18 protein-coding genes and 1 other annotated feature are annotated in these 18,936 nt (G+C 30.4%); of the genes, 14 read left to right on the forward strand and 4 right to left on the reverse strand.

The window, feature by feature from the left end; translation table 11 throughout:
* Positions 1-604: 604 nt before the first annotated feature.
* The 9 genes from P8F83_RS00810 (at position 605) to P8F83_RS00850 (ending at position 8,382) form a co-directional block, all read left to right on the forward strand.
* A complete protein-coding gene (locus tag P8F83_RS00810; protein ID WP_021803039.1) occupies positions 605-814 on the forward strand; it encodes a FeoA family protein in 210 nt (69 codons plus the stop codon).
* Between the two features lie 36 nt (positions 815-850).
* The gene (locus P8F83_RS00815; protein WP_021803038.1) at positions 851-1,072 is read left to right on the forward strand and encodes a FeoA family protein; all 222 of its coding nucleotides are present in this window, start codon (positions 851-853) and stop codon (positions 1,070-1,072) included.
* A 59-nt stretch (positions 1,073-1,131) separates the two neighbouring features.
* Positions 1,132-3,282 carry a ferrous iron transport protein B gene (feoB, locus tag P8F83_RS00820; RefSeq protein ID WP_326513046.1) on the forward strand — a complete coding sequence of 717 codons (2,151 nt, stop codon included), beginning with the start codon at positions 1,132-1,134 and terminating at the stop codon, positions 3,280-3,282.
* Position 3,283: 1 nt separating this feature from the next.
* Positions 3,284-3,421 carry a FeoB-associated Cys-rich membrane protein gene (locus P8F83_RS00825; RefSeq protein ID WP_286906685.1) on the forward strand — a complete coding sequence of 46 codons (138 nt, stop codon included), beginning with the start codon at positions 3,284-3,286 and terminating at the stop codon, positions 3,419-3,421.
* 98 nt (positions 3,422-3,519) lie between these two features.
* Positions 3,520-4,005 carry a GNAT family N-acetyltransferase gene (locus P8F83_RS00830; protein WP_326513047.1) on the forward strand — a complete coding sequence of 162 codons (486 nt, stop codon included), beginning with the start codon at positions 3,520-3,522 and terminating at the stop codon, positions 4,003-4,005.
* A gap of 30 nt (positions 4,006-4,035) precedes the next feature.
* Complete coding sequence (locus P8F83_RS00835) at positions 4,036-4,641, forward strand: protein kinase (RefSeq protein WP_238905534.1); 606 nt, start codon at positions 4,036-4,038, stop codon at positions 4,639-4,641.
* A 298-nt stretch (positions 4,642-4,939) separates the two neighbouring features.
* A complete protein-coding gene (gene eno / locus P8F83_RS00840) occupies positions 4,940-6,232 on the forward strand; it encodes a phosphopyruvate hydratase (RefSeq protein ID WP_073020852.1) in 1,293 nt (430 codons plus the stop codon).
* A 135-nt stretch (positions 6,233-6,367) separates the two neighbouring features.
* Positions 6,368-6,598: a preprotein translocase subunit SecG gene (gene secG, locus P8F83_RS00845; protein ID WP_315115383.1), complete on the forward strand. Its 231-nt coding sequence runs from the start codon at positions 6,368-6,370 to the stop codon at positions 6,596-6,598.
* Between the two features lie 77 nt (positions 6,599-6,675).
* Positions 6,676-8,382: a methyl-accepting chemotaxis protein gene (locus P8F83_RS00850; protein WP_326513048.1), complete on the forward strand. Its 1,707-nt coding sequence runs from the start codon at positions 6,676-6,678 to the stop codon at positions 8,380-8,382.
* A gap of 48 nt (positions 8,383-8,430) precedes the next feature.
* Here P8F83_RS00850 and metA read toward each other — a convergent pair whose 3' ends face one another.
* The 4 genes from metA to uvsE form a co-directional block, all read right to left on the reverse strand.
* Positions 8,431-9,348, reverse strand: coding sequence for a homoserine O-acetyltransferase MetA (metA, locus tag P8F83_RS00855; RefSeq protein ID WP_021803030.1), 918 nt, complete (start codon positions 9,346-9,348; stop codon positions 8,431-8,433).
* A 93-nt stretch (positions 9,349-9,441) separates the two neighbouring features.
* Entirely contained in the window at positions 9,442-10,797 is a 1,356-nt protein-coding gene (locus tag P8F83_RS00860) for a PFL family protein (protein WP_326513049.1), read from the reverse strand.
* Between the two features lie 14 nt (positions 10,798-10,811).
* The gene (locus tag P8F83_RS00865; protein ID WP_073020863.1) at positions 10,812-11,081 is read right to left on the reverse strand and encodes an ACT domain-containing protein; all 270 of its coding nucleotides are present in this window, start codon (positions 11,079-11,081) and stop codon (positions 10,812-10,814) included.
* Positions 11,082-11,130: 49 nt separating this feature from the next.
* Positions 11,131-11,292: a binding site (T-box leader), on the reverse strand.
* 124 nt (positions 11,293-11,416) lie between these two features.
* Entirely contained in the window at positions 11,417-12,664 is a 1,248-nt protein-coding gene (gene uvsE / locus P8F83_RS00870) for a UV DNA damage repair endonuclease UvsE (RefSeq protein ID WP_326513050.1), read from the reverse strand.
* A gap of 123 nt (positions 12,665-12,787) precedes the next feature.
* On the opposite strand from uvsE, the gene msrA reads away from it, so the two are divergent.
* The 5 genes from msrA to P8F83_RS00895 all read left to right on the forward strand — a co-directional run bounded on the left by msrA (position 12,788) and on the right by P8F83_RS00895 (position 18,929).
* Positions 12,788-13,264, forward strand: coding sequence for a peptide-methionine (S)-S-oxide reductase MsrA (gene msrA / locus P8F83_RS00875; protein ID WP_326513051.1), 477 nt, complete (start codon positions 12,788-12,790; stop codon positions 13,262-13,264).
* A gap of 63 nt (positions 13,265-13,327) precedes the next feature.
* Positions 13,328-14,674, forward strand: a complete 1,347-nt coding sequence (gene gdhA / locus P8F83_RS00880) for an NADP-specific glutamate dehydrogenase (protein WP_326513052.1) — start codon at positions 13,328-13,330, stop codon at positions 14,672-14,674.
* Positions 14,675-14,824: 150 nt separating this feature from the next.
* Positions 14,825-15,091, forward strand: a complete 267-nt coding sequence (locus P8F83_RS00885; RefSeq protein WP_286906670.1) for a DUF1294 domain-containing protein — start codon at positions 14,825-14,827, stop codon at positions 15,089-15,091.
* Positions 15,092-15,359: 268 nt separating this feature from the next.
* Complete coding sequence (locus P8F83_RS00890; protein ID WP_326513053.1) at positions 15,360-16,751, forward strand: glycosyltransferase family 2 protein; 1,392 nt, start codon at positions 15,360-15,362, stop codon at positions 16,749-16,751.
* 225 nt (positions 16,752-16,976) lie between these two features.
* Positions 16,977-18,929, forward strand: a complete 1,953-nt coding sequence (locus P8F83_RS00895) for a DNA gyrase/topoisomerase IV subunit B (protein WP_238905512.1) — start codon at positions 16,977-16,979, stop codon at positions 18,927-18,929.
* The last annotated feature ends 7 nt before the right edge of the window (positions 18,930-18,936 follow it).

An 18,936-nucleotide genomic window follows, 5' to 3' on the forward strand; every position in this document is an offset into this window, starting at 1 on the left:
TGTCGTAATGTCGTAATGTCTGAATGTCTGCACTTATTTTTGGTAGAAGCGTCCCTCAGCTTCAGTCTAATCCTACTATATAGAATAAAAGGGAATCTAATGAAACTCTTGAAAAGAAGAGCTTCTACAGGGCAGAAGTTAAAAGGAATTTAATGAGGCTTGGGAAGAAGCCTCTACAGGGCAGGGGGGCGTAATGTCGCAATAGCATAATATCGCAATGTCCTAATGTCACAATATCTTAATATCACAATGTCGCAATACATTATGTTGAAATAAAAATGAATCTAATGAAGCTCTTGAAAAGAAGAGCTTCTACAGGATAGAAGTTAAAAGGAATTTAACGAGACTTGAGAACAAGTCTCTACAGTATATATGTTAAAAGGAATCTAATGGAGCTTGGAAAGAAGCTCCTACAGTATAGAAGTGTGTAAATGTATACTTATTAAAAACAAGGATATTAATAATAAAAATGTTAAAAAATATACTAAAAGATATTGAAAATTATTATCTATAGGTGTATTATTTAACTATTGAAAAGAATTTTCATTTGCATATAGATAAAAGGCTATGGATATTTATTTTAAATGAAAAGGGAGTGAACGGTATGCCAATTACAATGATAAAAGTAGGCGAAACAAATATTATAAAGAGAATCACAGGTAATGATGAGACTAGACGTCATCTAGAACATCTTGGTTTTGTTATAGGGGGAAATGTAACAGTGGTTAACGAGATGGCTGGAGATTTAATTGTTAATGTAAAAGATGCTCGTATAGCATTAAGTAAGTCTATGGCAAACAGAATAATGGTGTAATAAGTAGAATGTTTATATAGAAAGGGGATATATAATATGAAGACATTAAAAGATGTTAAGTGTGGTGAATCAGTTAAGGTTGTTAAGCTACATGGACAAGGCGCTATTAAGAGACGATTTATGGACATGGGTATTACTAAAGGAACTGAGGTTTATATAAGAAAAGTAGCTCCGCTTGGAGATCCTGTAGAAATAAATGTAAGAGGATATGAGCTTAGTTTAAGAAAAGAAGATGCATTAATGATTGAAGTAGATTAAGGACGCTAATTTTTAGTAATATATAAACTTTAAAGAATATACCAATAGGAGGGATATAAATGTCAATTAAAATTGCTCTTGCCGGAAATCCTAACAGTGGTAAAACCACAATGTTTAATAGTTTAACCGGTAGTTCACAACACGTAGGTAACTGGCCTGGGGTAACTGTAGAGAAAAAAGAAGGTAAACTTAAAGGATATAAAGATATAATTATACAAGATTTACCTGGAATATATTCACTTTCACCTTATACTTTAGAGGAAGTTGTTTCGAGAGAATATTTAGTTAATGAAAAACCAGACGCTATTATAAATATTATTGATGGTACTAATATAGAAAGAAATTTATACTTAACTACACAACTTAAAGAAATAGGTTTACCTATGGTTGTGGCAGTAAATATGATTGATGTCGTTAGAAAAAATGGCGACGTTATAGACATAAAAAAATTAAGCCAAGCTCTTGGCTGTGAAGTTATTGAAGCATCAGCTTTAAAAGGTATAGGATCAAAAGAAGTAGCAGAGAAAGCTATAGAACTTGCTAAAGCTAAAAAAACTACTCAAGTTGTTCATAAGTTCTCAAAGGATGTTGAAAGTTCAATAGAACAAATAGCTGAAATTATAAAAGTTCCATTAAATAATGAAAATGTTCATTGGACTGCTATAAAATTATTTGAGAGAGATGAAAAAGCTAAAGAAAAAGTAATACTTTCAAGTGAAGTTAAAAATAAAATCGAAGAGATTATAACAGCTTGTGAAGCTAAACTTGATGATGATAGTGAAAGTATTATAACTAGTGAGAGATATGATTATATAACTGAGGTTATAAAACAATCAGTTAATAAGAAAAATAAAACTAATCAAACAACTTCGGATAAAATTGATAAAATTGTAACAAATAGATGGCTTGCTTTACCTATATTTGCATTAGTAATGTTTGGAGTTTATTACGTATCTATATCTACGGTGGGAACATTAGCTACTGATTGGGTTAATGATGTATTGTTTGGAGATATTATACCAACAGCAGTAGGAAACTTCTTAACTTCAATTGGAACAGCGGAGTGGCTTAACTCATTAATATTAGATGGTATAATAGGTGGAGTTGGGGCTGTATTAGGTTTCGTACCTCAAATGATGGTACTATTTTTATGCCTAGCTATAGTAGAAGATTGTGGATATATGGCACGTATAGCCTTTATAATGGACCGTATATTCAAAAAGTTTGGACTATCAGGTAAGTCATTTATTCCAATACTTATTGGTACAGGTTGTGGTGTTCCAGGGATTATGGCATCACGTACAATTGAAAATGAAAAAGATAGAAGAATGACAATTATGACAACTACATTTATTCCATGTAGTGCTAAGTTACCTATAATAGCTCTTATAGCAGGAGCTTTATTCCCAGAATCAACTTGGGTTGGACCATCTGCTTATTTCTTAGGAATAGGAGCAATAATCACATCAGGTATTATGCTTAAGAAAACAAAACTTTTTGTTGGAGATCCAGCACCATTTGTTATGGAACTTCCTGCATATCATGTACCTGGAATTAAGAATCTTCTTATTCATACATGGGACAGATCAAAGGCGTTTATTAAGAAGGCAACTACTGTAATACTTCTTGCTACTGTTGGTGTATGGTTCTTAAGCTCATTTAGCTGGAGCATGGAAATGGTTGATACTACTGATTCTATACTTGCTAGTATAGGACGTGTTATAGCACCTATATTTGCACCACTTGGATGGGGTGAATGGCAAGCAGCTGTAGCAACATTTACTGGATTAATAGCAAAAGAAAATGTAGTAGGAACATTTGGTATTCTTTATGGATTTGCTGAAGTTGCTGAAGATGGTGCAGAGGTTTGGGGAAATCTTCAAGCTGCATTTACACCACTTGCTGCATACTCATTCCTTGTATTTAACTTAATTTGTGCTCCATGTTTTGCAGCTATAGGTGCATTACGTGGTGAAATGAAATCAGGAAAGTGGACAGCTTTTGCTCTTAGCTATCAAACAATATTTGCATATGTACTTGCATTAATTGTATTCCAAGTAGGATCATTTATTTCAGGCGGAAGCTTTGGAGTAGGAACTGCTGTAGGGTTTGCATTAATTGCAGGAATAATATATTTATTATTTAGAAAACCAAGTAAAGTTTCTTCAAAAATTATTGAAGGATCAATAGAAAAAAAGGCGGCGATGTAATATGGCTACATTTATAGTTGGAGCTGTTGTATTTGGCATCATAGGTTTTGCAGGATATAGAACTTATAAATCCTCTAAAAGTGGAGGAAGTTGTAGTGGATGCTCTGGTTGTAGTAAAGCATCTAGTTGTAAACACTAAAATATATTGTTTTAAAAGGTACAGGCTATATAAAAATAGTCTGTACCTTTTATTATTTAAACACTATAATTAGAATATTAAAAATTGTAGGAGAAGATATGGGAGAATTTATTAAACCACAAGAAAAATATTTTGAAAGCTTTATAAGTGCAATTAATGATAGCAAAAATAATAAAGAAGATAATGAACTAAATTATAGCGTTAGTAACTTTGAAACATTTATGGAAGAAGTTTTAAAGGTTTGGGAAAGTGAAGAATACTATTGGCTAGTAGATAGAGAAAGATTTTTAGGTGATGTGGTTTTAAGAAAAAAACCATCAGTAGAGCAGCTAGTGATTGGAGGGAATATAAGTTATTTTGTTTCTATATCTGAAAGAAACAAAGGGTATGGAAAGATGTTATTAGAATATGGAATAAAAAGAGCAAAGGAATTAGAGTTAGATAAAATAATAATAACTTGCTATGAAGATAATAAATACTCAAAGAGGCTTATAGAAGGTGCTGGGGGAGTTTTAGTAAATAGCTTTTTCTTAAAAAGTATGGATAACTTCCTTTTAAGATATTTATTACGATTGTCAAAATAAGGGGGTATTGCATAGTATAAATATAAAGCAATGTATTTGGGTATAAGTATGGATAAAAAATATGATGTCAGCTTAGATTTTGATGAAGAAGTTGAAAAGCTCTTTAGACAAGGCGAGTATTTGGACAGAGGACATAATGGAGTTGTGTATCTACTGCCTGGTAAAAAAATCATAAAGATATTTTATGATAAAAAAATCTGTTTAAAAGAAGCCTATACCTTAAAAAAGGCTAAAGGATCTAAATATTTTCCTAAAATGACGAAGTACGGAGATTACTATATAATAAGAGAAATGGTAGATGGAATCAGATTAGATAAATACATCAAAAAGGTAGGCTTAACTAAAGATATATCTAGGCAGTTATATGATTTGATTAAGGAGTTTAAAAGGCTAAAATTCACCAAACTGGACATAAGATGTAGAGATATATACGTTGATGATAAAGGGAACATAAGAGTAATTGATCCAAAAGATAATTACGTAAGAAGAAGAGAATATCCTAGACATTTAATGAAGGGGTTAGAAGGAGTAGATGCATTAGAAAGCTTTCTTGAAAATATAAAAGAGTTTGATAGAAATGTGGCCAAAATGTGGAAGAGTAAAATTGATAAATACTTTAAACTTAATATTAAATGATTAGTTAAAAAAGAAGCTGTTAAAAATCTGAGATAGCTTCTTTTTTATTTTTTTGTACTAATATAGAAAGTAGATAATATAATTTTTAGAAAGGATTAATAGAAAAATAAATGATAATTGATTTCAATTGGTTGAATTTATGTAAAATAAAAGGTATAATATAACTGTAAAGAGGAAAAATACTATTATTATAGTAATAATTAGTACTAAAAATGTTTTAAAATTAACATAGCTGTATTATTATTATTACAAAATGAAATAATAAAATGAGTATTTAAATTTAAGGAGGTAATTTCTTATGAAACAATACGTTGAGATTGTAGACGTAGTAGCTAGACAAATATTAGATTCAAGATGTTTTCCAACTGTAGAGGTTGAGGTAGTACTAGAAGATGGAACAGTAGGTAGAGCAGCAGTTCCTTCAGGAGCTTCAACTGGTATATATGAAGCAGTTGAGTTAAGAGATGGAGATAACAGCCAATACTTAGGTAAAGGTGTTTTAAAAGCAGTAGAAAATGTTAATGAAGAAATCGCTACAGAATTAATAGGAATGAATGTTTTTGATCAACCTTTAATAGATAAGGTATTAATAGATTTAGATGGTACAGACAATAAAGGTAAATTAGGAGCAAACGCTATATTAGGTGTTTCTTTAGCTGTAGCTAAAGCTGCTGCAAACTATCTTGGATTACCTTTATATCAATATATAGGTGGAGTAAATGCAAAAGTTCTTCCAGTTCCTATGATGAACATTATAAACGGTGGTAAACATGCTGATAACTCAGTTGATTTACAAGAATTTATGATAATGCCAGTTGGAGCTGCAAGCTTTAGCGACGCATTAAGAATATCTGCTGAAGTATATCATGCATTAAAGAAGATCTTAAATGATAAATCTTATGCTACTGGTGTGGGCGATGAAGGTGGATTTGCACCTAACCTAAAGAGCAACGAAGAAGCTTTAGAAGTTATTATAGAAGCTATACAAAAAGCTGGTTATGAACCAGGAAAAGATGTATTTATAGCTATAGATGCTGCATCTTCAGAATTCTATAAAGATGGTATGTATGTATTAGAAAACGAAGGAAAAACTTTAACAGCAGCAGAAATGGTTGATTTCTATGCTAAATGGGTAGAAAAATATCCAATAATATCTTTAGAAGATGGAATGGCAGAAGAAGATTGGGAAGGTTGGAAGCTACTAACTGATAGATTAGGAAGCAAGATTCAATTAGTTGGGGACGATTTATTTGTAACTAACACTAAGAGATTAGAAGATGGTATAAATAAAGGAGTTGCAAACTCAATTTTAATTAAACTTAACCAAATAGGAACTTTAACTGAAACATTAAACTCAATAGAAATGGCTAACAGAGCTGGCTACACAGCAGTAGTATCACACAGAAGTGGTGAAACAGAAGATGTTACAATAGCTGATTTAGTTGTAGCTGTTAATGCAGGACAAATAAAAACAGGAGCTCCAGCAAGATCTGAAAGAGTTGCTAAATACAATCAATTATTAAGAATTGAAGAAGAATTAGGAGAAGTTGCAGAATACAGAGGTAGAAAAGCATTCTTCAACGTAAAATAGTTTTTCTTAAAGGTAATGGGGTTAATCTCATTACCTTTTTTTAAGTCTAGGATTAACATTAATAATTATTGTAATAATGGAAGCATTATGTTATTATATATTAAGGTATTTTAAACGGAAAGTAGGAGGTGCTCAATGGAGACACTATTGATGGTATTAGAATCGCTATTAGGATTAGGAATAATTATAACGATATTACTTCAACCTAGCAAATCTGATGGATTAAGTGGATTAATTCAAGGTAGAAGCGAAACATTTTTTTCAAAGAATAAAGGTAGAACAAAAGAGGCAATGTTAGCCAGAATAACGGTTGTTTTAATGGCAGGATTTGCAGTTAATACCATAATTTTAAATTTAATAAAGTAATTAACTCAGCCATATTGGCTGAGTTTTGTTCTAATGTACATAATATAACAAATGATTACAAGAAAGGTGGGGGTAATATGGATAATTTAAAAATTAGTAAAAAGATAAGAATACTATCTATTGGTTCAATTATAATAACGCTTCTATTTGGGGGAATATCTACTGTTTTTTTGAAAGTTGCAGATAATAAAATAGATGACCTTTATAATAACAATGTAGTATTCTTACAAAAGTTAGTACAAATAAACAATAGCTCTAGAGATCTAAGAGTAGCACTTTCATCGGCGGGACAAAATTATAAGGATAAAAATGTTTTAACATCCCTGCAAGAAGACTATAAGAGAAAACTTAAACAACTAAATGATGAGATTAAAGATGTTACGGATAATAATTATGGTATAAAGGAAAGTTATATCGGATTATTGCAAACACGTTCACAAACATTAAATAACATAAATATTGATTTAAAAGATTATGTTACAAATGAGGACAAGGTTAAAAAAGATATAATAACGGCGACAGAATCCTTAGGCGCAATAGATGGTACTTTAGATATAATATCCAAAAGTAAAACCGAAGAAGTAGCAACTCTTAAAGCGAATAATAAAAAAGAAATGGGATTAATAATAAAAATAATAATTGGATTAGTTTTATTATTTGCAGCTTTAAATGTAGCGATTACGAGAGCGGTTACTCAAGGAATAGTTAAATCAATAAAAGAATTTGTAGAGTACATAAAAACTATATCCTCAGGAGATTATAGAAAAGAAATTCCAGAAAAATTAAAAACTAGAAAAGATGAAATTGGGACTATGTATTTAGCACTAGACGAGATGCAGAAAAACACTAAAGCAGTCCTTTCTAAGGTTAAAGAAAGTTCAGATGTAACAGTGGAAACATCTAGTTCAGTAAATAATCTAGTGAATAACCTTCATGACAAAGTTAAGGATATGAGCGAAACTACAGAGCACATAGCAGCAGGTATGGAAGAGACAGGTGCATCTACGGAAGAAATGAGTGCATCATCTCAAGAACTTGAAAAGGCCCTTGAAGGTATATCTGATAAGGCTAACCATTCACTTAATATAGTTCATGATATAACAAAGAGAGCAAATTCATTAAAAGAAAAATCCTTACTTTCAAAGGAAACAGCATCAGAGATAGGTAGAAAGCACCAAAATGACTTAACTTCTGCTATAGAAGATGCAAAATCAGTTGAGAAAGTTAAGATACTAACAGAATCTATATTAGAAATAACATCACAAACTAATCTTTTAGCCTTAAATGCAGCTATAGAAGCAGCTAGAGTAGGGGAAGCAGGAAAAGGTTTTGCAGTAGTTGCAGATGAAATAAGAAAACTTGCGGAAGATTCTCAAGAAGCTGTAGTAAAGATACAAAGTGTTACATCTGGAGTAACAGGTACAGTTAATAGATTAGTGGAAAGTTCAAAGGCTCTTATAGATTTCATAAACAATATAGTTATAAAAGATTATGAAACTTCTGTTGTAACGGGTGAGGATTACGCTAAAGATGCTGATTTCATGCAAGAGATAATAACAGATTTCTCTAGCACATCGGAAGAAATATTAGCTTCTATTAGAAATTTAAATGAAGTTATCACAAATATAGCTGAAGCTTCAAATCAAGGAACCATAGGAATAACTAATATCACAGAAACAACATCTTATTTATTACAAGATGCTAATGAAATATTAGAGATGGATGAAAAATCACAAAGTGCTAACGATAATTTAGTAAAAGAATTAGAAATGTTTAAAATATAAATAAAAAACCATTATAGCTACAGGTCGTACAAGCTATAATGGTTTTTTCTATTTTAAATCTTCTAGATTAAACGGAGTCTTTTGATATACACAATAATTCAGCCAGTTAGAAAAAATAATATTAGCTGATGCTCTCCAAGTAACGTAAGGAAGTTTTGATGGATCGTTATTAGGGAAATAGTTATCAGGAATATCTATATCTAAACCTTTGTTTACGTCACGTAAATATTCATCTCTTAGAGTAGACCTTTCATATTCTAGATGACCAGTTATAAATATCTTTCTTCCAGACTTTTCAGAAACTATAAATACACCAGATTCCTCAGATTCAGAAAGAATTTCTAACTCAGGAATTTTTGCTATATCTTCTCTTAATACTTCTGTATGCCTTGAATGAGGAGCATAGAAAATATCATCTAATCCTCTTAAAAGTTCATGATTATTTTTATATACTACATGAGGGTAAACCCCAAATACTTTATTACTTAGTTTATATTTTGGAACTCCATAGTGATAATATAATCCAGCTTGCGCTCCCCAACAAATATGCAGAGTTGAAAATACATTATGACTGCTCCATTCTAAAATTTCTTCAAGCTCATTCCAATAGTTTACTTCTTCAAATACCAAATGTTCAACTGGAGCTCCAGTTATAATTAATCCATCAAACTTTTGATCTTTTACATCTTCAAAATAATTATAGAATTTATCTAAATGTTGAGAGGAAGTATGGGAAGAAGTATGAGTACGAGTTTGAAGTAATGTTATATCTACTTGCAATGGTGAATTAGCTAAATGCCTAAGCAGTTGAGTTTCTGTTGAAATTTTTGTAGGCATTAGATTTAAAATAGCTATTTTAAGAGGTCTTATATCTTGAGACTCAGCTCTTGAATCACTCATTACAAATATATTTTCCTCTTTTAATATATTAAAAGCAGGTAAATCGCTAGGAATTTTTAAAGGCATTTCTTTGCACCCCCATTTTATTATTAAGCTGATGACTCAAGTACTCAGGTAGTCATGTACTTAAGTACTCAAGTAGTCAGGTTTTAATTTTTATTAGTTTTTAAATGAATGTATAGGAGCTGGTATCCTTCCACCTCTCTGAATGAAATCAAAAGAAGAAAATTTATTTGTAGGCATTACAGGAGCGTAACCAAGTAATCCACCAAAATGAACTATATCTCCAACTTTAGTTCCAGGAGCAGGGATAAGTCTAACGGCAGTTGTTTTATTATTTATAACCCCTATTGCAGATTCATCAGCAATCATTGCAGCTATAGTTGAAGCAGAAGTATCACCAGGAATTGCTATCATATCTAATCCAACTGAACAAATAGCAGTCATAGCTTCAAGTTTTTCAAGATTTAAAGAACCCTTCATAACTGCATCAATCATTCCAGCATCTTCAGAAACAGGAATAAATGCGCCACTTAATCCACCAACGTGGCCACAAGCCATAACTCCACCTTTTTTTACTGCATCATTTAAAAGTGCAAGAGCAGCTGTAGTTCCATGAGTACCAACAACTTCTAAGCCCATCTCTTCTAATATATGAGCAACAGAATCTCCTATAGCAGGTGTTGGAGCTAAAGATAAATCTACTATTCCAAATGGAACACCTAATCTATTTGAAGCTTCAAGAGCAACTAATTGGCCCATTCTTGTTATTTTAAAGGCTGTCTTTTTGATTGTTTCAGCAACCACATCAAAAGATTCACCTTTTACTTTTTCTAAAGCAATTTTAACAACTCCAGGACCACTTACACCTACATTAATTACTTTATCAGCTTCACCAACTCCGTGGAAAGCTCCAGCCATAAATGGATTATCCTCTACAGCGTTAGCAAATACAACAAGCTTAGCGCATCCTAAACCTTGAGTATCTTTAGTAAGTTCAGCAGTTTGTTTAATTATTTCTCCCATTTGTTTAACAGCATCCATGTTAATTCCACATTTACTTGAACCAACATTTACAGAGGAGCACACTTTTTTAGTTTTTGCTAAGGCTTCAGGTATTGATTTGATAAGTATTTCGTCTCCTTTGGTGTAGCCTTTATGTACAAGAGCAGAGAAGCCACCTATAAAATCTACTCCTAAAGTTTCAGCAGCCCTATCTAAGGTCTCAGCAAACTTAAGATAATTATCTGCATCAGTTGCACCACCTATGATTGAGATAGGAGTAACTGATATTCTTTTATTTACTATAGGAATACCAAACTCTGTTTCGATTTCATTACCAACCTTAACTAAATCTTTGGCAGAGCTAGTTATCTTATCATATATTTTAGAGCATGCTTTATCTATATCTGGATCTATGCAATCAAGTAAAGATATACCCATAGTTATGGTTCTTATATCTAACTTTTCTTCTTCAATCATTTTTATGGTTTCTAAAATATTATTAACGTTCATTAGTTACCCCCCAATTATAGTGTGTGCATGGAATTAAAAATTTCTTCTCTTTGGATTTTTACATTAACTCCTAGAGATTCACCTTTTAAAACTAAAGAATTTTTTATGTCTTCGAAAGATTTTTCGCTTTTTTCTAGGTCTAACATCATTATCATAGTAAAATATCCTTGCATTATTGTTTGGTTAACATCAAGAATATTTATATTTAATTCTTGAAGCTCATGACTTATTCCAGCTATAATTCCTACTTTATCTTGTCCTAGTACTGTTAAAATTGCTTTCATTGATATCTACTCCTATCTAAAATTTAATAAACAAAAAGGACCTTACCAATAAAGGGACGAAATAATCCGCGGTTCCACCCTTCTTAGCAAATGCCCAACTTAAAAGATAAATACTCCAAAGTTCCCTTCATAATATTAACCTAGTTGTTTCCACCAAACACAACTTCTCTGTAAGGATTATATTATTACTTTTCTTTTTCATCGCATAAATATTTAATTATATTGATTATTTTATATTGTATATGTAAAATTGTCAATTTGTAAAGAAATAAATTAATAATAAATATATTATTTAATAATTCAAAGAAATAAATTAGAAATAGTTAATTGTTATTTTAGGGTATTTCATGAAAGAAGTATCCTTTTTTTAAGTATTCTACATCGTATTTATTAGTAAGTTTAAATAGATAATCTTTAGCATTAGAAAACTTTTTTTCACTCATCATTTTTGTGAAATGATTTTTTTCCTGAGTTTTTGAGATGTCTTTAAAGTATCCCCATACATGATGTAAAGTATTTATATAGTTTCCTTCATCCAAAGGATTTTTTAAGGTTTCATCTATAAATTTATATAAAGACAATATATCTCCATTATCTTTTATTATTTTCCTACATGTTTTATAAGCTTCATAATTATATGCCATAACAACATATTTATATTTAGCCCATTCTTCTGTTATTGTGGATTTAGCATTAATCCCTTTAAGAGAATTTAGGGAATTTATAACCTTTATAGATGATATGTCTTTATCTTTTACCTCAAGCATTATATCAGGATCAAAGTCTTTTGATTCTTTAAAATATTCTAAAAAGTCCTCAATATTAATTGTTGTGGAGTGAGAGCCTATTTTTTTATTTTCAGCTTGCTGGGAATAATGAACTTTCATATTTCCATCTTCTTTTTTCCAAGTTTTATGTACTAATTTATAAATATCTTTGACACTTAAGTCATTACTACCATAACAAGTATTATGAAGATTATCATATACCACTGGAATATTTATTTTTTCACTTATTTCTAAAACGTCTTCTAAAGAATAATTTTTTTCATCATTTTCTATAATCATTCTTTTTTGTGCAGAAGAGGAGAGTCTTTTGAAATTTTCTATAAAGCGTTTTTTAGCAAGAGGCTTATCACCATAAACTCCACCTATATGTAAAATTAATTTATGAGTGTAGTCAAGATCTAAAGAATCTAAAAAATCTGTGTGATATTCAAAGTCTCGTATGGATTTATTTACTATATCTTCACTTGGAGAATTTATAATGGTATATTGACCAGGATGCATGGATACTCTAATAGAATTTTCTTTTATGTAATTTCCTATAGAGGTTAGCTCAGATTTAAATATGGATTTCCAAGGTAAATCATTAATTTCATGGCTTCCTAGAGGAATTATATCTGAAGATATTCTAAAAAGGTCAATATCTCTTTTTTTATTATATTCTAGTATTTTATGTAAATCTGAAAGATTACTTTCTATAATTTCTGAAGCTTTTTCATATGTAAAGTCTTTAAGTAATAGTCTTCTATTGGTTCTAAAGGGGATAGTTAAAGGGATACATGCATAGCCTATTTTCATAAAAAGTTTCTCCTTAATTTTATAAAGTAAATTTAGTATATATTTTAAACATAAAAGTATTCCTTATAAATTTTTTTAATAATATAATAATATAATATAACATTTTTTAAAGAGGTGATTTTTATGAAAAAAATAGTTTTAGCTGGAGGATGCTTTTGGGGAGTTGAAGAGTATTTTTCTAGAATTGATGGAGTTAAGGAAACTAAAGTAGGTTATGCTAATGGACATAAAGAAAATCCAACCTATGAGGAGGTATGTACAGGATTAACTGGTCATGCCGAGGCAATATACATAGAGTATGCACAAGAGGAAGTAACTTTAGATAAGATTTTAGAAAAATATTTTGGAATAATAGATCCAACTGTTTTAAATAGACAAGGGCCTGATATAGGTCATCAATATAGGACTGGAATATATTATATTGATAAAGAAGATTTAGCGGTTATAAATAAATATAAAGAAAAAGAACAGTTAAAATATGATAAACCAATAGTTACAGAGATAGAACCATTAAAATGTTTTTATGATGGAGAAGAATATCATCAAAGTTATTTAAAAAAGAATCCAGGTGGATATTGTCATATTAATTTAGACGCTTAAGATATGTAACATATAGCCTTTCTAAATTTTTAAGGCATAACAATTTTTTGCTAGGAGGAAGATATGAAAGGTATTGAATATGTAGAATCGGTATTAGATATAGTTAAAAAAAGAAATCCAGGGGAGATAGAATTTTTTGATGCAGTAAGAGAGGTATTAACTTCTTTAGCACCCGTATTTGATAAAAATCCTAATTTTATTGAAGCTGCTTTATTAGAAAGGATAACTGAACCAGAAAGATTAATATATTTTAGAGTTCCTTGGGTAGATGATACAGGAAAAGTTCATGTAAACAGAGGATACAGAGTTCAGTTTAATTCAGCTATAGGACCTTATAAAGGTGGTATTAGATTTCATCCTACAGTAAATCAAAGTATTATAAAGTTTTTAGGTTTTGAGCAGATTTTTAAAAACTCACTAACTGGGTTAGCTATAGGTGGAGGAAAAGGTGGAGCAGACTTTGATCCTAAGGGGAAATCAGATAATGAAATTATGAGGTTTTGCCAAGCTTTTATGTCAGAATTGTATAAGTATATAGGCTCAGATATGGATATACCAGCAGGAGATATAGGCGTTGGTGCTAGAGAAATAGGGTATATGTATGGATATTATAAAAAAATAAAAAGCATGAGTGATCAAGGTGTATTTACTGGAAAAGGTCTTACCTTTGGAGGAAGTTTAGTTAGAACACAAGCTACAGGATATGGGCTTGTATATTTCACAGAAGAAATGCTAAAGAATAAAGGACTAAGTTTTAAAGGGAAAAAAGTCATTGTTTCAGGATCTGGGAATGTAGCAATTTACGCTATGGAAAAAGCCATAGAACTAGGTGCTAAAATTGTAGCTTGTTCAGATTCTAGTGGATATATATATGATGAAAATGGTATTGATTTAAAGATACTTAAGGACATAAAAGAGATAAAAAGAGCAAGAATTAAGGAATATATAAAAGATAAACCAACAGCTAAGTTTGTAGATAATTATAAGGGGATTTGGAGTAATAAATGTGATATAGCTCTTCCTTGTGCAACTCAAGGTGAGATAGATGAACATGGAGCAAGTGAACTTATAAAAAATGGTGTTATTGCTGTTTCAGAAGGGGCTAATATGCCATCTACACTAGAAGCTATAGATTTATTTTTAGAAAATAATATATTATTTGGTCCATCGAAAGCTGCAAATGCTGGTGGAGTAGCTTGTTCAGCGCTAGAGATGTCTCAAAATAGTATTAGATATGCTTGGAGTTTTGAAGAAGTTGATGAAAGATTAAAAGAAATAATGAGCAATATATTTAATAACATAAAAAAAACTGCAAAAGAGTATGGTGAAGAAGATAATTTAATTATTGGAGCCAATATAGCAGGCTTTATAAAAGTGGCTAACGCCATGTTAGCACAAGGGGTAGTATAAAATTTTATGCTGTATCTTTAAGTTTAAAGATACAGCATTTTTTATTCGATAAAAAATCTTAAGAAATTTGTAGTGGAATTTAATAAAATTTTAGCCTATCCTTAAGAGAGAAGGAAGAATAAATTATTTCGTTTATAGAGAGGTATTGTTTTGAATAAATATATTTATATATATTTTTTTGTATTAAATTTAATAGGATTACTTATAATGTGGAAAGATAAAAGAGCAGCTATAAAAAAGAATTGGAGAACTAAAGAAAGTACTTTATTTTTAATAGCTATGTTTGGAGGAAGCTTAGGCATAATAGGCGGAATGAACTTCTTTAGACATAAAACTAAACATAAAAAGTTTACATATGGGATTCCCAGCATTCTTATTGTTCAAATACTAATATATATGTATTATATTAATTTTTAACTTATCAAAAATATAGAGCGTATTTTATTATTTTTGATTTAATCTGTATAAATTTTAAAAATATTATCATATTTTAATTAAATTGCAATAGTTTTTTAAGAAAAATATAAGAAAAATAATACATACTTGAGAGTAAGAGAGCACTTGATTTTTTTTATACTATGCAATATATTAGTAGGGGTACATAAATGGAATAGACAATTAATTTTTTTAATGAAAATAAAATTGGATGTACATGAATTTAAATATAATTTTAGGAGTGAGTAGGATGGAATACTACATTTCAGTCATTACTGGCATATTTCAAATATTTGTATTTTGTATTACTGGATACTATTTGATAATAGCGGTATTTGGTCTTTTTAGAAAAAATAAGGAGAAGGATTATACAGCAAATAAGAAATATGCGTTAATAGTTGCAGCTCACAATGAAGAAGTTGTTATTAGTAATTTGCTGGACAGCATGGGAAAGCTTAATTATCCAAAAGAGCTTTATGATGTATTTGTAATTGCAGATAACTGTACAGATAAAACAGCTGAAATTTCTAGAGCACATGGTGTTAAAGTTTTTGAAAGAAATGACAAAGAAAAAAGAGGTAAAGGTTACGCTCTTGAATGGATGTTTGATAAAATATTCAAAATGAAAGAGAACTATGATGCAGTTGCTATATTTGATGCGGATAATTTAGTTTCAACAGAGTTCTTAAGAGAAATAAATGCTAAGATGAATGAAGGTTTTAAAGTTGTCCAAGGCTATCTTGATTCAAAAAACCCAGAAGATTCATGGATTGCAAACTCTTATTCTATAGCATTTTGGTCACAAAATAGAATGTTCCAATTATCAAGAGAAAACTTAGGTTTATCTAACCAAATTGGTGGAACAGGTTTCGCAATAGACATAAATATCCTTAAGAAGCTTGGATGGGGTGCAACTTGTCTAACAGAGGATTTAGAATTTAGCTGTAAGCTTATTTTAAATAATGAAAGAGTTGGTTGGGCTCATGATGCAGTAATATATGATGAAAAACCACTTACTTTAAAGCAATCTTGGAATCAAAGAAAAAGATGGATGCAAGGATTTGCAGACGTTGCAACAAGATTTTTCACAAGGCTTGTTAAAAAAGCTATAAAAGATAAAGACTTTAGAGCTCTTGATTGTGCTTTATATGTTGCACAACCTTTTGTAGTTTTACTTTTAGGAATATCGCTAATACTATCTTTCTTGCAAGCAAATGTGGAAAGTGGATTGAATATATTTGAAATGAAGAGTCTATTTGGTAGTACAATATGGGGAATTTTCTTGATGGTACAATTTTTATTTACTCCATTTGTTTTATTTAAAGACAAAAAGGTTTCAGGGAAATTACTTGCAGTATTTGCAGCATATTCACTTAATGCGTTTATTTTTCCAGTATTATTAGATGGTGTTAAAAATATGTATATTATTACTGGAGTTCATGCGCTTTATACAATAGGATTTTTTATTATTTCTTTTGTATTGTTAGGCAAAAAGGGTTTCTTAGCTTTCTTTAGATACTTATTGTATGCCATTTACAGCTTAACTTGGATACCTATAACTATTCAAGGTATCTTAAATAAGAACAATAAAGAATGGAGTCATACAAAACACGTAAGACAAATAGGCATTTATGATGTTTAATTGATTATTAACCCAATGTAGATCATTGGGTTTTATTTTGCAAATAAATAAAATAACATAATTTTACAGAACATCCGTTTGACAAAGAGGAGAAAATTAGGTATATTTTTTACTATCTAGTGAACATATTATAAATAAACCAATAAAAAATTCGAATATCTTAAAGTGTAGATAATAATTTAAAATATAAATTTATGACTTAATGAGGAAGTACGGAGGGGAAGAATGAGTAAAGAAAGTAGTATGCATAAGTATGATGTGACCTCTTTAACATCTTTAGAGAAATTGGAACCGGTTAGAGTAAGACCAGGAATGTATATAGGTTCTACAGGAAGCAAAGGCTTGCACCATTGTGTATGGGAGATACTAGATAATGCTATTGATGAAATATCAAATGGATATGGTGATAAAGCTACTGTAGTTTTAAATAAAGATAAAAGCGTTACAATAATAGATAATGGGAGAGGTGTTCCTACAGGAATACATCCTATAAAAAAGAAGTCAGGTGTGGAGATGGTGTATACAGAGCTTCACACAGGAGGAAAGTTTGATAATGAAAACTATAAAACATCAGGAGGACTTCATGGAGTTGGTGCAGCTGTAGTAAATGCACTATCAAAATGGCTAGAAGTTGAAGTTAGTCAAAAGGGTAAAAAGTATCTTCAACGATTTGAATACACCTTTGACAAAGAATTAAAAAAGGATATGCCTGGAACTCCAGTTCATCCTTTAAAAGAAGTAGGAAAAAGTAATGTAACTGGCACTAAGGTAACTTTTTTACCAGATACAGAGGTTTTTACATCTACAGATTTTAAATTTGATGTAATAGATGAAAGATTAAAAGAATTAGCCTTCCAAAATAAAGGAATTAGATTAGAGTTTAGAGATGAAAGAAAAGATGAGGCTGTAGTAAAAGAATATTACTCTGAAAGAGGACTATTAGATTTTATAGAATACTTAAATGAGAGTAAAACTCCACTTCATCCATTACCAATAATATTCGATGGAGAAAGAAGTGCTCAAAGCATTAATATGTATGGAGAGATATGTATTCAGTTTACAGATTCTACAACAGAATATATAGCTAGCTATGTTAATAATATACCTACAACAGAAGCTGGTACTCATGAGACTGGATTTAAGACAGGAATGACTAGGGCCTTTAAGGAATGGGCTAAAAAACTTAATTTAGTTAAAGAAAAGGATAAGGATTTTGAAGGTGATGACCTAAGAGAAGGTATGACTGCAATTGTAAGAATAAAAATAACAAATCCTATATTCGAAGGACAAACAAAAACTAAGTTAGGTAATAATGAAGCTTATACCATGATGAATGATTTAGCTTATACTAAGCTTTGTGAATGGATAGAGGATAATAAAGAGATTGCAACCTCTATTATTAATAACGCTTTAGATGCGGCAGCTAGAAGAGAGAAAATAAAAAAGATTAATGAAGCTGAAAGAAAGAAAATAGGAAAAGGTACAGCTCCATTAGCAGGAAAAATAGCTGTATGTACAATGAGAGACAAAACTGTTAACGAGTTTATTGTAGTTGAGGGAGATTCAGCTGGTGGCTCTGCTAAGCAAGCAAGAGATAGAAGATTCCAGACTATTATGCCATCTAAAGGTAAAATAATGAATACAGAAAAGCAGAAACTAGAGAATGTTTTAGCTTCAGAAGAGCTTAAAATATTTAATACAGCAATAGGAACAGGAACTTTAGATAATTATAAAGAAGAAGATATGAAATATGATAAAATCATAATCATGAGCGATGCTGATGTAGATGGATATCATATTAGAACCTTGTGGATGACATACATTTATAGATATATGAGACCACTTATAGCAAACGGGCATTTATATTTAGCACAACCTCCATTATATAAAGTATATAAAAATACTAGAAGTGGAGAAGTTCATAAATATGCCTACTCAGATGAAGAACTAGAAAAAGCAAAAAAAGAAATAGGTAAAGGAGCTCTTATACAAAGATATAAAGGATTGGGTGAGATGAATCCAGAGCAATTATGGCAAACAACCTTAAATCCTGAATCTAGAACCCTTTTACAAGTTACTATAGATGATGCAGCAAAAGCTGAAAAAATGGTTTCATTGCTTATGGGTGATGTAGTTGAACCAAGAAAGAAATATATGTATAAGTACGGAGAGTTTTAAGAAAGGG

The sequence above is a fragment of the Clostridium intestinale genome (assembly GCF_035905475.1).
Lineage (GTDB): Bacteria > Bacillota > Clostridia > Clostridiales > Clostridiaceae > Clostridium_T > Clostridium_T intestinale.

Excerpts from the sequence above, each read along its gene's own strand:
- P8F83_RS00810 (WP_021803039.1), top strand. The coding sequence starts at position 605 with ATGCCAATTACAATGATAAAAGTAGGCGAAACAAATATTATAAAGAGA.
- P8F83_RS00815 (WP_021803038.1), top strand. The coding sequence starts at position 851 with ATGAAGACATTAAAAGATGTTAAGTGTGGTGAATCAGTTAAGGTTGTT.
- feoB (WP_326513046.1), top strand. The coding sequence starts at position 1,132 with ATGTCAATTAAAATTGCTCTTGCCGGAAATCCTAACAGTGGTAAAACC.
- P8F83_RS00825 (WP_286906685.1), top strand. The coding sequence starts at position 3,284 with ATGGCTACATTTATAGTTGGAGCTGTTGTATTTGGCATCATAGGTTTT.
- P8F83_RS00830 (WP_326513047.1), top strand. The coding sequence starts at position 3,520 with ATGGGAGAATTTATTAAACCACAAGAAAAATATTTTGAAAGCTTTATA.
- P8F83_RS00835 (WP_238905534.1), top strand. The coding sequence starts at position 4,036 with ATGTATTTGGGTATAAGTATGGATAAAAAATATGATGTCAGCTTAGAT.
- eno (WP_073020852.1), top strand. The coding sequence starts at position 4,940 with ATGAAACAATACGTTGAGATTGTAGACGTAGTAGCTAGACAAATATTA.
- secG (WP_315115383.1), top strand. The coding sequence starts at position 6,368 with ATGGAGACACTATTGATGGTATTAGAATCGCTATTAGGATTAGGAATA.
- P8F83_RS00850 (WP_326513048.1), top strand. The coding sequence starts at position 6,676 with ATGGATAATTTAAAAATTAGTAAAAAGATAAGAATACTATCTATTGGT.
- metA (WP_021803030.1), bottom strand. The coding sequence starts at position 9,348 with ATGCCTTTAAAAATTCCTAGCGATTTACCTGCTTTTAATATATTAAAA.
- P8F83_RS00860 (WP_326513049.1), bottom strand. The coding sequence starts at position 10,797 with ATGAACGTTAATAATATTTTAGAAACCATAAAAATGATTGAAGAAGAA.
- P8F83_RS00865 (WP_073020863.1), bottom strand. The coding sequence starts at position 11,081 with ATGAAAGCAATTTTAACAGTACTAGGACAAGATAAAGTAGGAATTATA.
- uvsE (WP_326513050.1), bottom strand. The coding sequence starts at position 12,664 with ATGAAAATAGGCTATGCATGTATCCCTTTAACTATCCCCTTTAGAACC.
- msrA (WP_326513051.1), top strand. The coding sequence starts at position 12,788 with ATGAAAAAAATAGTTTTAGCTGGAGGATGCTTTTGGGGAGTTGAAGAG.
- gdhA (WP_326513052.1), top strand. The coding sequence starts at position 13,328 with ATGAAAGGTATTGAATATGTAGAATCGGTATTAGATATAGTTAAAAAA.
- P8F83_RS00890 (WP_326513053.1), top strand. The coding sequence starts at position 15,360 with ATGGAATACTACATTTCAGTCATTACTGGCATATTTCAAATATTTGTA.
- P8F83_RS00895 (WP_238905512.1), top strand. The coding sequence starts at position 16,977 with ATGAGTAAAGAAAGTAGTATGCATAAGTATGATGTGACCTCTTTAACA.